18 protein-coding genes and 1 pseudogene are annotated in these 15,831 nt (G+C 51.7%); 11 read left to right on the forward strand and 8 right to left on the reverse strand.

Going from position 1 to position 15,831, the window contains the following annotated elements:
• Window positions 1-59 precede the first annotated feature (59 nt).
• The 5 genes from H6F43_RS12315 to H6F43_RS12335 all read left to right on the forward strand — a co-directional run bounded on the left by H6F43_RS12315 (window position 60) and on the right by H6F43_RS12335 (window position 3,915).
• Window positions 60-1,070: a hypothetical protein gene (locus H6F43_RS12315; protein ID WP_190343048.1), complete on the forward strand. Its 1,011-nt coding sequence runs from the start codon at window positions 60-62 to the stop codon at window positions 1,068-1,070.
• Window positions 1,071-1,083: 13 nt separating this feature from the next.
• Window positions 1,084-1,464: a hypothetical protein gene (locus H6F43_RS12320; RefSeq protein ID WP_190343049.1), complete on the forward strand. Its 381-nt coding sequence runs from the start codon at window positions 1,084-1,086 to the stop codon at window positions 1,462-1,464.
• A 71-nt stretch (window positions 1,465-1,535) separates the two neighbouring features.
• Complete coding sequence (locus tag H6F43_RS12325) at window positions 1,536-2,468, forward strand: hypothetical protein (RefSeq protein ID WP_190343050.1); 933 nt, start codon at window positions 1,536-1,538, stop codon at window positions 2,466-2,468.
• A 296-nt stretch (window positions 2,469-2,764) separates the two neighbouring features.
• Window positions 2,765-3,454, forward strand: a complete 690-nt coding sequence (locus tag H6F43_RS12330) for a MotA/TolQ/ExbB proton channel family protein (RefSeq protein ID WP_190343051.1) — start codon at window positions 2,765-2,767, stop codon at window positions 3,452-3,454.
• A 50-nt stretch (window positions 3,455-3,504) separates the two neighbouring features.
• Window positions 3,505-3,915: a biopolymer transporter ExbD gene (locus H6F43_RS12335; RefSeq protein ID WP_190343052.1), complete on the forward strand. Its 411-nt coding sequence runs from the start codon at window positions 3,505-3,507 to the stop codon at window positions 3,913-3,915.
• Window positions 3,916-3,923: 8 nt separating this feature from the next.
• On the opposite strand, the gene H6F43_RS12340 is transcribed toward H6F43_RS12335, so the two are convergent.
• On the reverse strand, window positions 3,924-4,307 hold the full coding sequence (locus H6F43_RS12340) for an ACT domain-containing protein (protein ID WP_347272406.1): 384 nt from the start codon (window positions 4,305-4,307) through the stop codon (window positions 3,924-3,926).
• Window positions 4,308-4,463: 156 nt separating this feature from the next.
• Window positions 4,464-4,820 (reverse strand): hypothetical protein, encoded by a 357-nt coding sequence (locus H6F43_RS12345; protein ID WP_190343053.1) that lies wholly within the window; start codon window positions 4,818-4,820, stop codon window positions 4,464-4,466.
• A gap of 261 nt (window positions 4,821-5,081) precedes the next feature.
• Here H6F43_RS12345 and H6F43_RS12350 point away from each other — a divergent pair, with 261 nt between their 5' ends.
• Both H6F43_RS12350 and H6F43_RS12355 read left to right on the forward strand, forming a co-directional pair.
• Complete coding sequence (locus H6F43_RS12350; protein ID WP_190343054.1) at window positions 5,082-5,723, forward strand: phycobiliprotein lyase; 642 nt, start codon at window positions 5,082-5,084, stop codon at window positions 5,721-5,723.
• 33 nt (window positions 5,724-5,756) lie between these two features.
• Complete coding sequence (locus H6F43_RS12355) at window positions 5,757-6,971, forward strand: extracellular solute-binding protein (RefSeq protein WP_242025553.1); 1,215 nt, start codon at window positions 5,757-5,759, stop codon at window positions 6,969-6,971.
• On the opposite strand, the gene H6F43_RS12360 is transcribed toward H6F43_RS12355, so the two are convergent.
• Both H6F43_RS12360 and H6F43_RS12365 read right to left on the reverse strand, forming a co-directional pair.
• Window positions 6,916-7,614 carry a hypothetical protein gene (locus H6F43_RS12360; protein ID WP_190343055.1) on the reverse strand — a complete coding sequence of 233 codons (699 nt, stop codon included), beginning with the start codon at window positions 7,612-7,614 and terminating at the stop codon, window positions 6,916-6,918. The two genes, H6F43_RS12355 and H6F43_RS12360, sit on opposite strands and share 56 nt — an antisense overlap.
• Entirely contained in the window at window positions 7,586-8,083 is a 498-nt protein-coding gene (locus H6F43_RS12365) for a late competence development ComFB family protein (RefSeq protein ID WP_199290311.1), read from the reverse strand. Before H6F43_RS12365 ends, H6F43_RS12360 begins: the two co-directional genes overlap by 29 nt.
• 906 nt (window positions 8,084-8,989) lie before the next feature.
• On the opposite strand from H6F43_RS12365, the gene H6F43_RS12370 reads away from it, so the two are divergent.
• A complete protein-coding gene (locus H6F43_RS12370) occupies window positions 8,990-9,946 on the forward strand; it encodes an RNA polymerase sigma factor, RpoD/SigA family (RefSeq protein ID WP_190343056.1) in 957 nt (318 codons plus the stop codon).
• Window positions 9,947-9,985: 39 nt separating this feature from the next.
• Here H6F43_RS12370 and tsaB read toward each other — a convergent pair whose 3' ends face one another.
• Entirely contained in the window at window positions 9,986-10,618 is a 633-nt protein-coding gene (gene tsaB / locus H6F43_RS12375) for a tRNA (adenosine(37)-N6)-threonylcarbamoyltransferase complex dimerization subunit type 1 TsaB (protein WP_190343057.1), read from the reverse strand.
• A 16-nt stretch (window positions 10,619-10,634) separates the two neighbouring features.
• Entirely contained in the window at window positions 10,635-11,120 is a 486-nt protein-coding gene (locus H6F43_RS12380; protein WP_190343058.1) for a hypothetical protein, read from the reverse strand.
• A 189-nt stretch (window positions 11,121-11,309) separates the two neighbouring features.
• On the opposite strand from H6F43_RS12380, the gene H6F43_RS12385 reads away from it, so the two are divergent.
• Window positions 11,310-11,663, forward strand: coding sequence for a hypothetical protein (locus H6F43_RS12385; RefSeq protein WP_347272407.1), 354 nt, complete (start codon window positions 11,310-11,312; stop codon window positions 11,661-11,663).
• A 495-nt stretch (window positions 11,664-12,158) separates the two neighbouring features.
• Here H6F43_RS12385 and H6F43_RS12390 read toward each other — a convergent pair whose 3' ends face one another.
• Both H6F43_RS12390 and H6F43_RS12395 read right to left on the reverse strand, forming a co-directional pair.
• Window positions 12,159-13,664, reverse strand: coding sequence for a hemerythrin domain-containing protein (locus H6F43_RS12390; protein WP_190343060.1), 1,506 nt, complete (start codon window positions 13,662-13,664; stop codon window positions 12,159-12,161).
• Window positions 13,665-13,692: 28 nt separating this feature from the next.
• The gene (locus H6F43_RS12395) at window positions 13,693-14,241 is read right to left on the reverse strand and encodes a general stress protein (RefSeq protein ID WP_190343061.1); all 549 of its coding nucleotides are present in this window, start codon (window positions 14,239-14,241) and stop codon (window positions 13,693-13,695) included.
• Window positions 14,242-14,862: 621 nt separating this feature from the next.
• Here H6F43_RS12395 and H6F43_RS12400 point away from each other — a divergent pair.
• Window positions 14,863-15,210 (forward strand): hypothetical protein, encoded by a 348-nt coding sequence (locus tag H6F43_RS12400; protein WP_190343062.1) that lies wholly within the window; start codon window positions 14,863-14,865, stop codon window positions 15,208-15,210.
• A gap of 210 nt (window positions 15,211-15,420) precedes the next feature.
• A pseudogene (locus H6F43_RS12405) lies at window positions 15,421-15,831 on the forward strand (hypothetical protein); the annotation flags it as partial.

A 15,831-nucleotide genomic window follows, 5' to 3' on the forward strand; every position in this document is an offset into this window, starting at 1 on the left:
TAGAAAACAGTATAAGCGTACTAACTAGTCCCTTATTAGATTAGCTGGATGTCGCCATCATGGAAAAGCCTCAAGCCCGATTACGATCGCCCAGAGCCTTCCCAACGGAGCAAAATCTGGCGAAGCAGCCCGAACCCTTTGAGCCACTGCCCAACCCTACCGAAATTCACCCGGTACCGGACCCGCCTGCCGCTGCAAAAAAGTCTCGCAGCAAGCGCAAGCCTGTGATGACCTTTCGGCAGGTGTGGGAGACAAATCAGCAGTTGGTGACGGATGAACTTAAACGGTTAGAAGTGCAAGCCGAACGCATCAATCACTTGCTGGCACGCACCAAACTGCGATCGCAGTCTGCGCCAATTCAGTCGATCGCTCAGCCATTGCCCACTGAACCTGACGCCGAGGACACCTCCAACAACGACCTCGACAGCTTGCAGATGCAGGCAAAACGCATCAATCAACTGCTGGCAGATCTGCATACGGCGATCGCGGAAGCCCGTGAGATGACCTCAGATCCCGCGATTTCAGATCCTACAATTTCAGGTCCTGTGATTTCGAATCCTGCGGTTTCAAATCCTGCGATTTCAAATCCCACGATCGTGCCTCCTACTCCGGCTCCGGCTTCCAATCCACCTGAATCCACAGCGGACTTGTCCCCTGAAACCGCTGAGGCTGCCGCCGCTTTGCGTCACCTTGCAAGTCGGGAGCGAGCCTCGCTACCCGATCGCCCCCCAACTCCCGTCGTGGCTCAGCCACCGCTGGTTCGTCCGCCTTCGTTGCGCAAATCCAAACCTCGAAAATTTCAGCTACGCCAGCTTCTACAGCTTCCGCGAAAACCAATCGATCGTCTGGGCGATGCCGCGCTGTGGATTGTTCTTGCGGTGGTGGCGCGGATTGGCTGTCGCTTGCTGCTGGTGGCAGTTCCGACGCTGACGCCGATCGTGTTGCTGCTGATGCTAGCTCCGGCGACGTTTGCGGTGTATTTGGCAATCTTTACGCCAAAGGCAGGCGTTCTCTCAATTTACCGATTATTCCTCGTCACTCTAGGTCTACTACTTGGCGGCAAACTCTAATCTTCACGTTCCAATGGACCATACCCCCATCCTTCCCAAGCAGCTTATGGCTGGCGGTACCCTACTGCTGGCGCTGGGTCTGCTTCTGGACTTGCAGACGTTGCCCTCCTTTAATCAGAAGTCGTCTGACGAGCCGTGCCAGACCGTCGTTCAGTCGCAAGCTCGCCTGTCAAGGGCGCAGTTGGCGCAACTGCTGACCGTGCCCGAAGGCAATCGCAAGCAGCGCGTGCGGGCGATCGTCAAGGACCCATTTTGCAAACTGGCAGACCTCCAGGTGCGAGCGGGAGCCGTCGCCCAACGCGAAGCGTACCCGCTGGAGTTTGATCCTGAAACCTGGCTGGTTGTCCTCTACGAAGGCGAGCAATACGTCGGCTACCGCTTCGATGTTCGATAGCTAGTAGCAAGTCGTCAAGTCATCCATACAAAACAGACCATCGATACAGAGAACCACTACTTCCTACAACAATGAAGCCAACGTCCCTGGTCTTTCTCATCTTGCTCGCGGCAAGCCTGAGTGCGATTCAGCCTGCCTATGCTGACAGTGTCGCGCTGGATTTTTCTCCACCTGATACCGAGCAGAGCGATCGCACACCCGATCGTGCTGACGAGGTTAGCCAGCGGGCATCGGAAGCGCCACGATCAGACGCGCCACGATCAGACGCGCTCAGTTTTTCACCGCAAACCGTGCGGGAACCACCAAAGATTCAGCCAGTCGCACGGCGATCGACTGACCCTACTGAATCTCCAGCTCAGTCTCCAGCGTCTGCTGATCTGTTTGTGGGTGGCTCCGATTCGCTAGTTGCCCGCACTGTCGGACATGCCGAGGGCACGCGCGGAGCCGACGGCAGCAAAACGTCTGCTTACCACGGGCACCGCGATCCCGGCAATGGCGTGTGGAACCTGGGCAGCTTTTCCTTCCAGCACTGCCGCGAGGCGCAGTATCAGTGCCGCACACCGGAAGAAGCCGACGTGCACCAACTACGACGCTTGCAGGGTCAGGCACAAGCGTTGCAGGCGCGATCGCGGACCACGGGTGTAGAGATGACGCTGGAAGAGCAGCTCAACGGCATCGACTTGGCGAATCAAGCTCCCCTTGCTGCCCTCGGTTCGCCAGGATACGTCGAACGGCTAAAGCAGGCGCACCAGCTAGGTCTGCGAGGCTCAGATGCCGTTCTTTGGGCGCGAGTGCGCTCTTACTGGAATCCGGAGCAAAATCGCTGGGATGCTCCAGGACTCGGCAATACAGAGGCTGGCATTACTCACGATCAAGCACGTCGTCAACAAGCCATTGATCACGCGATGCGGCACCGCACGTCCATTGCACGACGCGATGAGCGAGCACAGCGAAACCAGGTAGCGGAGCAAATTATTTTTCAGGATTTACCCAAACAGAATTAGCCCGATCGTAGATAGGTAGGGTGCTGTATGGGCTGCGCTGTTCAAGAAAAGCGATCGTGTCACGGAGCCGAAGGACACCGTTTCAGATGGTAAACTCGTTGCTGGAAATCGCCTTAACACTGGATTGATTGAATCAAGCACTGATTTAATCAGGCACTCAGGCTCTATTAAACTTTGCTTAACCATGAGCCAGAGCCGTTCAGGTATTCTAGGCGTCAGGAGCAGTGTGTTAAGAACCTAGAAGTGCACCTGCGCTGTTGCACCGTCCCCGTTCGTGTCATTCTGATTTAGGCTTTATGGCTGCTAATGTGTTTCAAGAGTTCGTGGCGAAGGGCGGTCCAATCATGTACCCGCTGGTGGGACTGTCGATCGCAACCTTAGCCTGCGCGATGGAACGGGGAGTGTTCTGGTTCAAAACGCTAAGAAGCGAACGAAAAATTGTTCAAGACGTGATGGAGACGGCTCGCTATAGTCTGACGGAAGCACGAGAAATTGCCGCACAGGCAGCAGTCACTCCGATCGGTCGGTTCCTGCTGGCTCCACTGAAGCTGAATCATCCAACGCCTGACACCTTCCGGTTGGCGCTGGAAGCAGCAGGCGAAAAAGAGTTTGTCCAGATGCGGAAGGGAGACAAGCTGCTAGAAACGGTGGTAGGAATTGCACCACTGCTGGGACTGCTTGGAACCGTGACGGGTCTGATTCGGACCTTCGTGAACCTGCGGATCGGTGAGGCGGGTGGTGGTGAGGGCACGGCTGAAGCGGCAGCGGGTATCGGTGAGGCGCTGATTGCAACCGCAGCCGGGATGATCGTCGCCATCTTGGCGCTGGCATTCTTCCGCGTGTTTGTCACGCTGCAAGCGCAACAGGTAGACTACTTCACTGAGATTGGCAGCGAGCTAGAGTTAATCTACCGTGAAGTCTGGTACGAGCCGTTTCTGAGCGATCGTCCTCGCCCTCCGGCATCGGAAGTGTCGATCCATAGTTAACTGCTGCAACCAGCGGCAGGTCCCAGCTAACCTCTAAAAGGAACGATCGGATGAAGTTCAAAAAGCAGCACTCGGGTTCTGGAATGCCAGAGGTAAATCTGGTGCCGATGATGGACGTCATCATGACGATTCTGACCTTTTTCATCGTCGTGTCCATGACGCTGACAAACTTTCAGTCGGTGAAGGATGTAGCGCTGCCCAGCGCAGAGCAGGGAACAAGTTCAGATCGCCCGGTCGATCCACTGGTGGTTGGTGTCGATCGTCAGGGACAGACGATCGTCAACAACGTGGCGGTTAACGACACGCAGCTGGCGCAGCAAGTTGTCACCTACTTTCAGGGCAATCCCAAGGGAACGGTGGTGCTGAAAGCAGACAAGCAGTTAGCATACGAGAAGGTCGTGCAGGTGTTGGGAACGCTGCGAGATGTGGGCGGAGATCGCGTCTCGCTTGCGATCGAATAAGCCGTTAATTACGATTGAATCTTGTGACCGCAGGCAGATAAGGTGTCGATCGCGGCAGCTAATTGCGCTTGTCTGACCAAGACGTAATCCGTCTCGTAGGTCGAAACGGCAAAGACGCTGATTCCTGCTTCAGCTAGCGGTGCTGCCACCGCGACAAGAATTCCAGTCAAATTAAAGTCAAACGGACCTTCAAACTTCAGCGATCGCCAGCCCCGCTCACACACAACATCAGCAGGAATGTGCGCTTCGGGGCAGACGATCGACAGCTCATCCTGCGTTCGAGTCACTGAAAAGAACGACGCCGCCATCGCCCAGGTGGGGAGATCAGAGGCGCGATCGCATCGACAAATTGCTAGCGATTCAGGCAACACAGTTAGCGTCAGCGTAATCACGTGAATTTGCGAATAACGTTTTTACATCTGCACGATCGCCATTAGATAACCTAGGATTCAACGCCGATCGTCAACAGTAGGCGACGAGCAATAACTGCATCACGGGTTATGAGGACCGAAGCAAAGAGTAAGGTCAACTACGGGATTATTGCTGCTCTAGTGAATTCGCTTCGAGAGCAGTTGCTCTTCGAGTGCTGCAATGCGATTGTAGGCGGCAGTTAGCTGAGCCGTGAGCCGTTGAATTTGAATTGCGGGGGATAGCTGACGTTCGCTTTGTTGCGTCGCCGCATCCAAGCTATCTCCATCCACAAGAATGTCTTTGTGTCCCATTGAGGCATCTAAGCCACGTGCGCGATATCCTGAAGTCTCACCTTCTGAACGCTGAATTTGGTCCGATCCAAACTTACACTCTACCGCTACATCCGATAGTTTGCTGCTCAACTGCTCGATGCGCTGGGACAATGCCTCAACCTTTTCGCTCAGAATATTAACTTGCTCTTGTAGCATGTCCATTGATGTCCCACTTCCCCGAGAATACTGCTCGCTAACTATTCTAGGCAGTGGCTCACTAAAATCGGATTGATTCCTGAATCATTTAACCTTTGGTTTGGAACCGTTGATTCCACCCGTTAAGCGTTAAAACTGGTTAAAAACTGTAACGCCAGTGGTAACTTAACAGTTGCTGACGGGTATTAGGGCATCGCCTGACCATTCAATTCAGAGAAAAATCTTAGAATGAACGACAGAACGTAAATCCATTTCTATTGGAGAAGAATGCTAAGTTTTCAAGAGTTTTTTACGGTCTGTGCAGGCACTTGGATCACTGAAAGAACCTATCATTACCCACTAGAAGCAGACGTAGAACGCTCTCACACAGAGTTTCGCGTTAACCCGCTTACTGCCGACGAAAAGCAGAAAATCTTACCGATTTCGGAGTCATCCTCTAGCCTTCAAATCGACGTTGCCAAATTCAGCAGCGACGAAGCAGGCTGTCCTGGTTTTTCGATCGCCTTCGATACGCGATCGGAACGCGGAGAGCAGGTTTCGATGAGCTTGCAGGCGCTATTTGTTCCGGACAGCTATGTGACCAATGCAAGCGCGATCGAAAGCCCACCGCTACCGCTTGTGGCTCAGGTGGCTGCGGATGCTACAGAGGTAATCCGAGGATTTTACCTGCGCAACGAAGGCTACTCGGAAGGCGGAGCGATCGCGGGGCGCTTTACCTATCAGCCCACGCGCCAAACGCTAGAAATGACAACTTACTACAAGCGCTCGGTTGCTGTAGACCAGATGCGAATGATCTCGCCAGACACGCGGCTGCGCACGATCGTCACCTACCAGCGCCCTGAGGTTGGACAGCCGCCAACGATCATCAACTTAGTTGGATTTGGCGTAGAGCAAAAGCAGCTAGGGTAGGAACAGAGGAGTGGAGAAGAGAAAAAGAGCAGCATGTCAAATCCAAAATCCATCATTCATCATTCAAACTTCACTCTGGGACGGCGATCGTTCCTAACAGGCGCGTCAGCAATGCTGCTGAGCCAACTGCTAGCAGGCTGTAGTGGGCAGAGTCAGTCAACGCTGACCGTGCGATCGCTCAGCGGCTCGGTGCCGCCCCAAATTCTCAACGAGTTCCGCAAAGGGCTGAGCAACGCGGCTTTGAACGTTTCACCGGAGGCAGAGCTACAGACGCTGTTTACTCTGCTGCAAACATGGAAGCAAGAAGCGAAACCGCCATCTGCTAGCCGGTGGCCGAGTTGGGTTCCGTTTGTGGGTAGCTCGGAGGCTGCGATCCCAGACCTCGTGACCTTAGGCGATTACTGGCTAGAAAAAGCGATTCAGCAGCAGTTGATTGCGCCGCTTGATCCGACTCAGCTTCAGGGTTGGGCGCAACTGCCGCTGAACGATCGCTGGAAGGCGATTGTCACCCGCAATGCTCAAGGGCAACTCGATGCGAAGGGGCAGGTTTGGGGCGCACCCTACCGCTGGGGCAGCACTGTGATTGCCTACCGAACCGATATTTTTCGAGAGAAGGGTTTGCAGCCGCCAACGGACTGGTCCGACTTGTGGCGATCGGACCTGCGCCGTCACCTGTCCCTGCTTGACCAACCGCGCGAAGTTATCGGGTTGACGCTGAAGAAGTTGGGTAAATCCTATAACACGCAGGACTTAGGCTCGGTTCCAGATCTTGACGCGAACCTGCGTGCCTTGCAACAACAAGCCAAGCTCTACAGTTCCAGTGCCTATTTGCAACCGCTCATTTTGGGCGATACGTGGTTAGCCGTAGGTTGGTCTACTGATATCCTGCCAATCATTCGGCGCAATCCGAACATTGCCGTGGTGATACCGCAGTCGGGAACCGCTCTGTGGACAGATATGTGGGTGCGTCCAGCCGCAACCTCGACAGCGTCCTCCTTGGCAACGCAATGGATCAACTTTTGCTGGCAGCCGTCGATCGCCGCCGAACTCGCATTACTCAGTCGGGCAAGTTCTCCTGCCGTGTTGCGGACCGATCGAGCAAGTCTGCCTCAGGCGCTCCGCGACAATCCGATCCTGCTGCCGGACACCGCAATCCTTGAAGCCAGCGAATTTTTGCAGCCGCTTCCTACTGCTACGGTGCAGCAGTATCGCGATCGTTGGAAGACCCTCCGCCAAGCGGTGAGCTAGACTGTCCCCGAAAGCCTGCTTTTCCGGTGGAATCGAGCAGAATGCTGCACGGCAGGTCGGCAGCAGGGGCGAGCGTCAATTGGCTTGGGTCAACCGCGCGAAAATCGCAGGTGTACGCCGCTACGAGGGTCGCCTGATTGTCAAACACGCGCAGGTTATAGCCATAGCTACTGGCAGCCGTGCCAAATTTGTGCAAGAACGTGTAGCGGTCCAGGTAATTCAACAAGCTCCAAAACTGACGGTTCACCACAAAATCAACTCGCCCTGGCTGGCGGTTTTGACTCGGATAGGCAATCCAATTTTCCAAGAGCTTATTTGTCGATGCCTGCTGGTCCACATACTGTTCTCTGACCCACCAGAGGCTAGGAATTGTTAGTCCAGTCGTGGAGATTGTTGTAGAAGTCACCACAGAGCTTGGCGGAGAAGGCGCTTGCAGCACGTTGACATCGAGCGGCTCCGTAGTCGGGCGCAGCTCGATCGTGGAGGCGGGATCGGCTGCCAGCGATCGCTCTGTTACAGCCGCTGCACCTGCCAAGCTAGTGCAACCCAGAAACAATGCCGTGAGTACGCGACCTACGCGATTGGTCAGCGATCCAGATCTCGCCGATCGAGATTTACAGATAGCGAGCATCCTGCCAGACATGGGTGTCGGGTGCAGGTGCCTGCTTGCGCCAGGTAATGTCTCCACGAGATGTTCGGATTAGCGTGTGCTCTACCACATTCACCAGGGTACTCCAAGAAAGCTCCTCGCGTCGCAGTAGCTCCTTTAACCCTTGCAGCGCGATCTGAGCCTCCTGTGCTGCGTCTGCCCGTAGTGGAAGCGTCGAGCGGATGGGGTCGCGCCGCACCGCTGCGATCGCTTGGCGCACCGCCGCCACAACTTGATGGCTCAGTTCTTTGTGCGCCCGCGATCGATGCTGCTGCCATCCTTTTTGGCTAGTCGCATACAGCGACGGCAGTCGATTTAAGGCATATGCAATGACTTCGACCTTACTGAGACAGTTGGCAAGCTTGACTGGAAGCAGCTTAAATTGCTTCTCGACCTCTTCTACAACCAAGGTCTCCATCACATTACGGTAGGCTTGAGCACGCTCTGTCTGTGCTGTGTTCATACCAAACTCCTAATAGCAACTCGGAGAGATGCAAAGACGCAAGACTAGGAAGGCACCGTTTAATCGTGTTGCTCAGAAAATGTAGAGCTACTGTGCAACTCCTTAGCCCTGCCGCCTTCAGGGCAAAGTTTCCGCCCAAAGATGTGCATTTACTGACTGTACGTAATCTTATCAGATAAACCCAATAACTTAACAAATTTAGACTTCCTTGACCAGAGGGCGAGACCCCTCATCTCCAATTTAGAAATGGCTTGCAAAATGGGTGAATCTAAAAGAATAGTGGCTCCAGGTGGCGCCTCAGCTGAGGCTCAGCTTACTGGCACAGGCTTTGACGAAACCCTTGGTTAATCGCTTGTTGACCACAGAAATGCCTCAGCAAGACCTGAGCAATTCTTTAAGTTTGATAAAGATTCTAGACTTTTTTGCTTTAAGCGCTATTCTGTGCATCAAGTCATTGAATCGTGCCCCAATTTGTTTTATACGATGCATTTGTCGCATCGGGTTCTGGGTAGGCTCTTGATGTAGCGTCATACAGTACTTGTCACCTATAAATTGTGTTTCTCATCCTGCTTAAGAAATACTCCTGTAGGTATATACGTCCGTCCTCAGAAATGTTACAGTTATTAACATATGCTTCAGACAATTAAATCGACAGACCAATGGACGCCTTGGCTGAATTGCCGCTGTACTTCAGTTGCTATCGCTTAAAGGCTCAGGAACCCCAGGTGTTAGTCTCCCTTCAAGTTCAATAGCATCGCGTCAAGCCTAGTTCTGTGTGGGGTGCTTTTAACCAGTGAGTGTCACTGGTAGCTCTGTAGCTGTTCTGCATCGAGAAGCCTTGTCTCGATTGTTTATCCTTCACCTCCTGTCCAGTTCGTTGTCTCCGTTCACTTTCCTTGGCAGCCCATGAAGACTGTTCAAACCTCAACCGATTCAGTTCGCACTTATCTCCGTGAAATCGGTCGTGTCCCGTTGCTAACCCACGAGCAAGAAGTTGTTTACGGGAAGCACGTGCAGCGGTTATCTCTGATATATCAGGCGCGAGAAGCTCTGGCGCTGGAATTGGGTCGTGAGCCAACCCCAGCGGAGTGGACGCAGACCGTAAACCTTTCTGAAGCCGAACTAGAAAAGGTAGTCGCTGAGGGTGAGTACGCCAAGCGCAAGATGGTGGAGGCAAACCTGCGCCTTGTAGTATCCGTTGCCAAGAAGTACACCAAGCGCAACGTGGATCTGCTGGATCTGATTCAGGAAGGCACGATCGGCATGCAACGCGGCGTTGAGAAGTTTGATCCCACAAAGGGCTATCGCTTTTCTACCTATGCTTACTGGTGGATTCGCCAAGCCATTACGCGGGCGATCGCAGAAAAAGGACGCACCATTCGTCTGCCTATTCACATCACCGAGAAGCTCAACAAGATTAAGAAAGCGCAGCGTCAGCTGTCTCAGCAGCTTGGACGTGCCGCAACGGCTGCTGAACTTGCCCAAGAATTGGAGCTTACTCCGCGTCAAGTGCGTGAGTACTTAGAGCGAGCGCGAGTGCCACTGTCGTTGGATTTGCGCGTTGGCGACAACCAGGACACAGAACTGGGTGAACTGCTGGAAGATATGGGAGCATCGCCAGAAGAGTTTGCGATGCAATCGTCGCTGCGGACCGATTTAGAACAGCTCATGACCGATCTGACGCCGCAGCAGCGTCAAGTTCTGTCGCTGCGGTTTGGACTGGAAGACGGGCAAGCGCTGACTCTAGCAAAAATTGGCGACTTACTCAATATCAGCCGCGAGCGAGTGCGCCAAATTGAGCGAGAAGCGCTGACCAAGCTGCGCAAGCGCAAGTCGGCGATCGGTGAATACTTGGCAAGCTGAGGTTCAGAGTAGAGAAGTTCAAACTGAAGCATCTCTCTACTAACTCTGTGGTGTAACTGGATGTTGACCGTAGAAGGGCAGCGCCTCCGACCAATGGGGGCGCTGCCCTTGTTTCCAGGCGGCGTGGGCTAATTCGAGCAGACTGCCAACCGTTTCGCCTAATCCGTCCTCGGCTGACACCAACTGGTAGGGTGTTTTTAACTGCTCTAGCGTTTGTTGCCACTGCTCAGCGCTCATCAAGGTATCTGGCAAAAGGGTCTGGAGTTCAGAGTCTACCGATTGGTAGACAGCACCAAAGAGTTCGCCACGTTGAGCACGCATTTGCACCGCGATCGCCCGATCGTTCGCTCGGTTCGCCCAGGCGATCGCGGCTAGCGTTGAGACGGCAAACAGCGGAATCTGAAGCTGCTGTGCTAGCGTGCGGGCAGTGACAACCCCGATACGGGTGCCAGTGAAGCCGCCCGGACCGTTTGCAACAGCGATGAATGCTAGATCCGTCCAAGTCTGTGGCTGCAGAAACTCGGCTAGATGCTGATGCAAATAGCTAGAAACCTCGCGCCCCAAGCCCCAAACCTGCACACGGATGTCTCCCGTGAGCGGACCGATCGCCAGTCCCAATTCTGGGCTGGTGGTGTGAATGGCTAGTCCATAGGTAGTGCAAGGCAAATTCATCTAAGTTTGAGCTGTGTTAAGGGACGTGTGGGGTAGCGTAACGTTCAATCCGAGCCTCGGCAACCCATACCGCTGCTTGATGCAGAGCATTGATAAAAGGTATGCGGGATTTGACAGCATATTTTACTCCAGCCATACTCCGGGCGGAATTAAGCAGCGATCGCGCCGTGAACACAGAAATTGGGTAGCTGAGGTGAGAAACCGCGTAGTCGAAACCAATACAATCCTGTTTCAAGCCGCTGAAACTGAGCAATGGCGATAATAAGTCGGATTGATGCCTGATTATTTGCGCAGTTGGGCAGACTGGACACGGATCGACAGCCGAGTCGATCAGAAAGTCCTCATCGATAGCCAAAGCATTAAGCGTGCTGAAATAGTGAGTCAGGCGAGCGGCGATCGTGATCGCAGACAGCAATGGTGTTATTGAAAAAAGCTTTTGGCAATTGGGATTGCTTTTCAGCTGGACAGGAGAGATAACGGCGTTTACCTCGACGATGAGCAAATCACCATCTTGAGTAGGAAGACGGAAACAGAATCAGAGGTCAGAATTCAAAGAAGGTTTTACACATAGATTAAGAAAGGAGGCATCATGAAAGTTCTGGTCAGCAGTTTGCTTTTCAGCATTGCGTTATCATTTGGACCAGTGGCACATGCACAAAATCGCCCAACTTCGACTGGTCAAGTAACGGCAATGGTGGAAGCTCTGCGAAAAGCAGCACCTAGAACTGGCAAGCAGAATGATGGTCTGTATAGTGATTGGCAAGTGAAACCCGAAACGGCTCGTGGTTGGTCAAAGCAATGTTTAGGACGAGAAGTCACGCCCTCTCAGTTTGAAAGCAGTCCTGCAACTGCAAGGCAGGTTGTGACGTGCGTTGTGCAAGATGAATTCAACAAAATGCTGCGTGCGACATCCAACAATGAAACGAGAACGGTGCAAAGCGTGGCGTGTTGGTGGATGACGGGTCAATACAACAGTTGTAGAAGTGGGGCGACAGCAACTTATGTGCAACAAGTCACTCGCTTTTATCAACAGCAGCGCCCCTAGCTCAGACTAACGACTCCTACAAGCAACAAAATAGCTGGACAAGCTTGTTGACTGACAAACCTTCAGAAGACTTCTCCCAACTTCTCTCCAAAGCAGAAAGGAGACAAATTCCAGTTCGCTCTCCTCGCAGGAGAGGGTTAGGGAAACTGCTCAGTAACGCTATCAAGTTTTCGGAGACAGACAGTACTGTTTAGCTGAAAGCAGACCACAAGCAGAATCGAACATCGACTGTGATCATCACCGCGATCGATCAGGGGCGAGGAATTCCGGCAGACAAGTTGCAATTATTTTCGATCGCTTTCAGCAGGTGGATGCTTCCGACTCCCGCAAAAAGCGAGGTACCGGCTTGGGGCTGGCAATCTGCTGCAACAGTAAGAGAAGTCGTTATAGCAGTATGCAGAACAACATAGCAGCTATTTGCTGTTTCTTGCAGCGGGTGAATAGTCTTGGTATCCTAATCTATCCACCCACTGCTGTAAATCTCAAGATGTTATCCTAGATCTCTTTAGTCTGGATATTTTCTTCAGCATGATTACGAAGATAAAGATACAGAACAAAGAGAATTCCAAAGGTTAGATCAATCACACCTGAAACCAAATAAAACGGATGAAGATTGCCGAACAGAGTGTGATAAGCCAGTACTGTAAAGACGCTGAATTGAGCATAGATTCCCAGCTTTATAATGGCATCATTTTTAGTAATGTCCTGGCTAACCCACCAGTAGCCAATTCCAATAATAAAGACTAATCCGTAAACAAGTTGGGAGTATTCAGTGTTGACAAGGGGTTCAGTGTTAAGTGCCTCACGTATCCATCGATCGCCGACTAAAAGGATTACTGCTTCAATCCAGTTGATCACAGCCTTTGTTTGAAATACAAGTTTCCAGGGAATCGTGTTATTCATAAAGATGAGCCAGGATTTTGCTTGATAGCTGCTGTTACTTGGGCTAACAGAAGGTTGCGGAGGTGAAAAGGTTTTTTGTTCCTGCTGCTGTTCCTGTAGGTTGCTTTTTGCCGCCTTAAAATCAGTTGCCAGTGTCTTTTGCTGCTCGGAACTTAAATTATCTTTGATTCTGGGAAAGATGTCCCTCTCTTCCTGATCAATATGACCTCGGACTGCAAGCCTTAGCTGCTCAACCTGAGCTTTAAAATTAGGATTAGCAGGATTAAACGATTTCATTTTGTTTAACAGTTCGATGACGTGATCGGTCTGGTCAACGATCTCCTGCATTTGGTCGTAGTAGGGGCTTAAAGCTGGATAAAGAACTTGTTCTTCTGCTAACCCATGAACTTTGACATCTTGATACAGTTGTCCAAAATACTCCCGAATTTTTTGCGGATCATTGTTGCCTAAAACTTCTGCAAATAGAATGTCCGTTTTGCTGTGGTCCATTAACAGCACATCGCGGATGCTCATTTCATCATCAGTACGTGTTACCACGCTGCCAACTACTCCCGTAAAAGCCGTGATCGCATCCTCAGTCCGTGCCTGAACTCCTTGATCTGGTTCCTGTCCGGTTAACTCCAATACACCCAGGATTTCTAAACTCCCTTTGAGTTGCTCCTGGTGAGCACGGTTTTCAAAGTTGATTGTGTGTAAGGGAGCGATCGCAACTTCAACATCAGCACCGACAATTTGTGCCGCTTTGTGAATAATTAGTCCCGCCATTGTTTGCCGATGTTTGAGCAATTCATGCTGGAGCAATTTCTCAGATGGAGTTAACTTGGAGCCTTCTATCAGGCTTCGAGTTCTCTCCAAATTTTGCTTAACAGCGTCTTTAAGCTCTGCCTGAACACCATACTGAATCATCACGGTATCTAGAACACCCAGATTCTTCTGATCCTGTTCCAGCATGTTCTGTAGCTGTTGGTGAACGCTGTCATCATTCACCTCATTCATCAGCCGCTGCTCAGTGAGAATGAGTAGATTTTGCACTGCTTTCATCTCTGCTAGTTGCATGGCGATCGCGGTGCGTTTTGCATCCTCAAGCTCAACTGGCATTCTTGATTCTCCTCAATTGCTTAATTATTCACACAGCCGGATAAATGCCCCAATCCTGAATGTCCTGCCGGCTAAACACCTGCTCAGCACTTTGAATTTCGTCAGAACTGCCTTCTACCATTACCAAGTAGTCTCCTTGCAGAAGACGATCGCCATAAACGCTAGCTTGGGCTTCGGGAATACCTAAGTGAGTGAAGGCTTTAACAACATTGTGTGCTGCCAGTGCCCCAATTCCTGTGCCCACCGTTGTTGCAGCCAATGCAGCACCTAGGCTACCCGCTGCCAAAATGGGACCAATACCCGGTAAAGCGAGACTCGTCAAACCCACCAACACAAACGCCCAAGAGCTATGAGCAAAGGTATCCTTAACGACTCCCAGCGGAGTTTTCACATTCTGGTCACCAATGCGATCGGTGACCTCAGCCCCACTCACTTGCTCCTCTTCACCCACCTGTTTAGCCACAATGGAAACGTGCTCCATTGGAAAGCCAGATGCCTTGAGTTCGTTTAATGACTGTTCTGCCTGTTGCTGATTGGCAAACACGCCAACTGCTCGTTTTTTGTCATCGTTCTGCATAAATTTCTCCACTTAATCGTTCGTTCAACCGTTGTGGTTGCCAGGATCTACTAGAAGTGCCAGCGCCGCGATGTTTAACACTGCGATCGCGCTCCATTTTGCGCTGGACTGGGTGTTTAACCAGGTAGAAACGCTGGGATGGGCTTGCCCATTGAAATCCCCTTAGACGCGATTGTCTGCAATGAGTTCAATCCATCTGAACGTTAACGATGGGGCTATCTTTATCCTTCTATCCAAAGGGATGAAATGAGTTAAGCGGAGCGGTGAGCACAAATACAACGCCTCTGTTTCAGCTACTAGAGCGGTTTGATAAAGATATTAGAAACAACAGGTTAGCTTCACCTTCGCCACGATTCTTACTGTTATAAAACTTTGCTGTTGTAAAACTTTATTCCTGCTTGGGGCAGAAATCCAAGAGAGCGATCGCCGCTCTTACCAGCACCAAACGTGTAGTGCAGCCTTTGCGACTGCTTGCACAGTTTCATTTCGTATGGGCGATACCGGATTTGAACCAGTGACCCCTTCCGTGTAAAGGAAAAAGTTAAAACTCTAAAATGCCTTGCTAGAAGCTGTTTTAAGTAATTTTATAAATTGGTATCCCTAAAATAATACCTATTGTGTGTGAGATACCCTTTAAGTAACCAGAACGCTTATACCAGTTGTCTCACACACTCTGACTTCCAAAACGCCGATCTCGTCCTCACCCCTACCGGACGCCTCGGAGCTGTACAGTCCTCACTATGGGAAAGGCACCATCACCTGCTGGTGCAACTCGACACGGGCGAAACCTACTGGTTTCTAACCAGGATTGTGCAGCCAGCAGAGCAGCCCTCAAGCGGCGGAGAAAGGCGGCAGGAGGAGAGCAGCGCGGTGGATACCAGCCAAGCGCCTCTTACGGTTTGGGAACTGGACACGTCGCAGTGGTCGGACGCGATCGCGCTGCTAGGTCTCTTGACGGATTGCTCCTGAAAAAAGACGAAACCCGTTTCCAATTGTTGTAAAGGAGTGTTGAGCGATTGCTGGCTGAGTTCTCGGTATTGAAGCTGCAGGCGCAGATGGCGATCGTCTCTCAACTGACTGGAGCGCAAGCACGCGAATTTGTGGGACTGTAGCTTCCCCTAGAACAGCGATCGGCTTTGCTGGTGGGCACAATAGGCTTAAAGCATTCATGGATTAGTAGTGATTCCACAGAACATCAGCCGAGGTGACGTTATAAAAGCGATCAAGCGGATTCAAGCCGAAGGCATACCCAATAAACGACAATCGTCAAAGTTTGACTTGCTCTATCAGTGCTTCCGGTTTCCACCAAAGCTCATCCTCTCTATTGCAAACGAGTATGCTAACGGTGAACCGCTAGACTACGACTTATTCTCTAGTGGTGACGAAGCAAACACTTATCTATCGAGCTTGGGGTTTGAAATCGTTCTGAAAGAACCTGAAAAAGTTCAATTGGTGGACCCGGAGGAAGAGGAGTTTCCTGAAGGTAAAGTTCTTTACCGTCGGCATTGTACTTACGAACCTGACCGAAGGTTGGTGACAAAAGCGAAGCAGCGGCGCAAGCGTGAGACAGGTTCTCTTGATTGCGAGGTG

The sequence above is a fragment of the Leptolyngbya sp. FACHB-36 genome (assembly GCF_014695955.1).
Classification (GTDB): Bacteria; Cyanobacteriota; Cyanobacteriia; order Leptolyngbyales; family Leptolyngbyaceae; genus FACHB-36.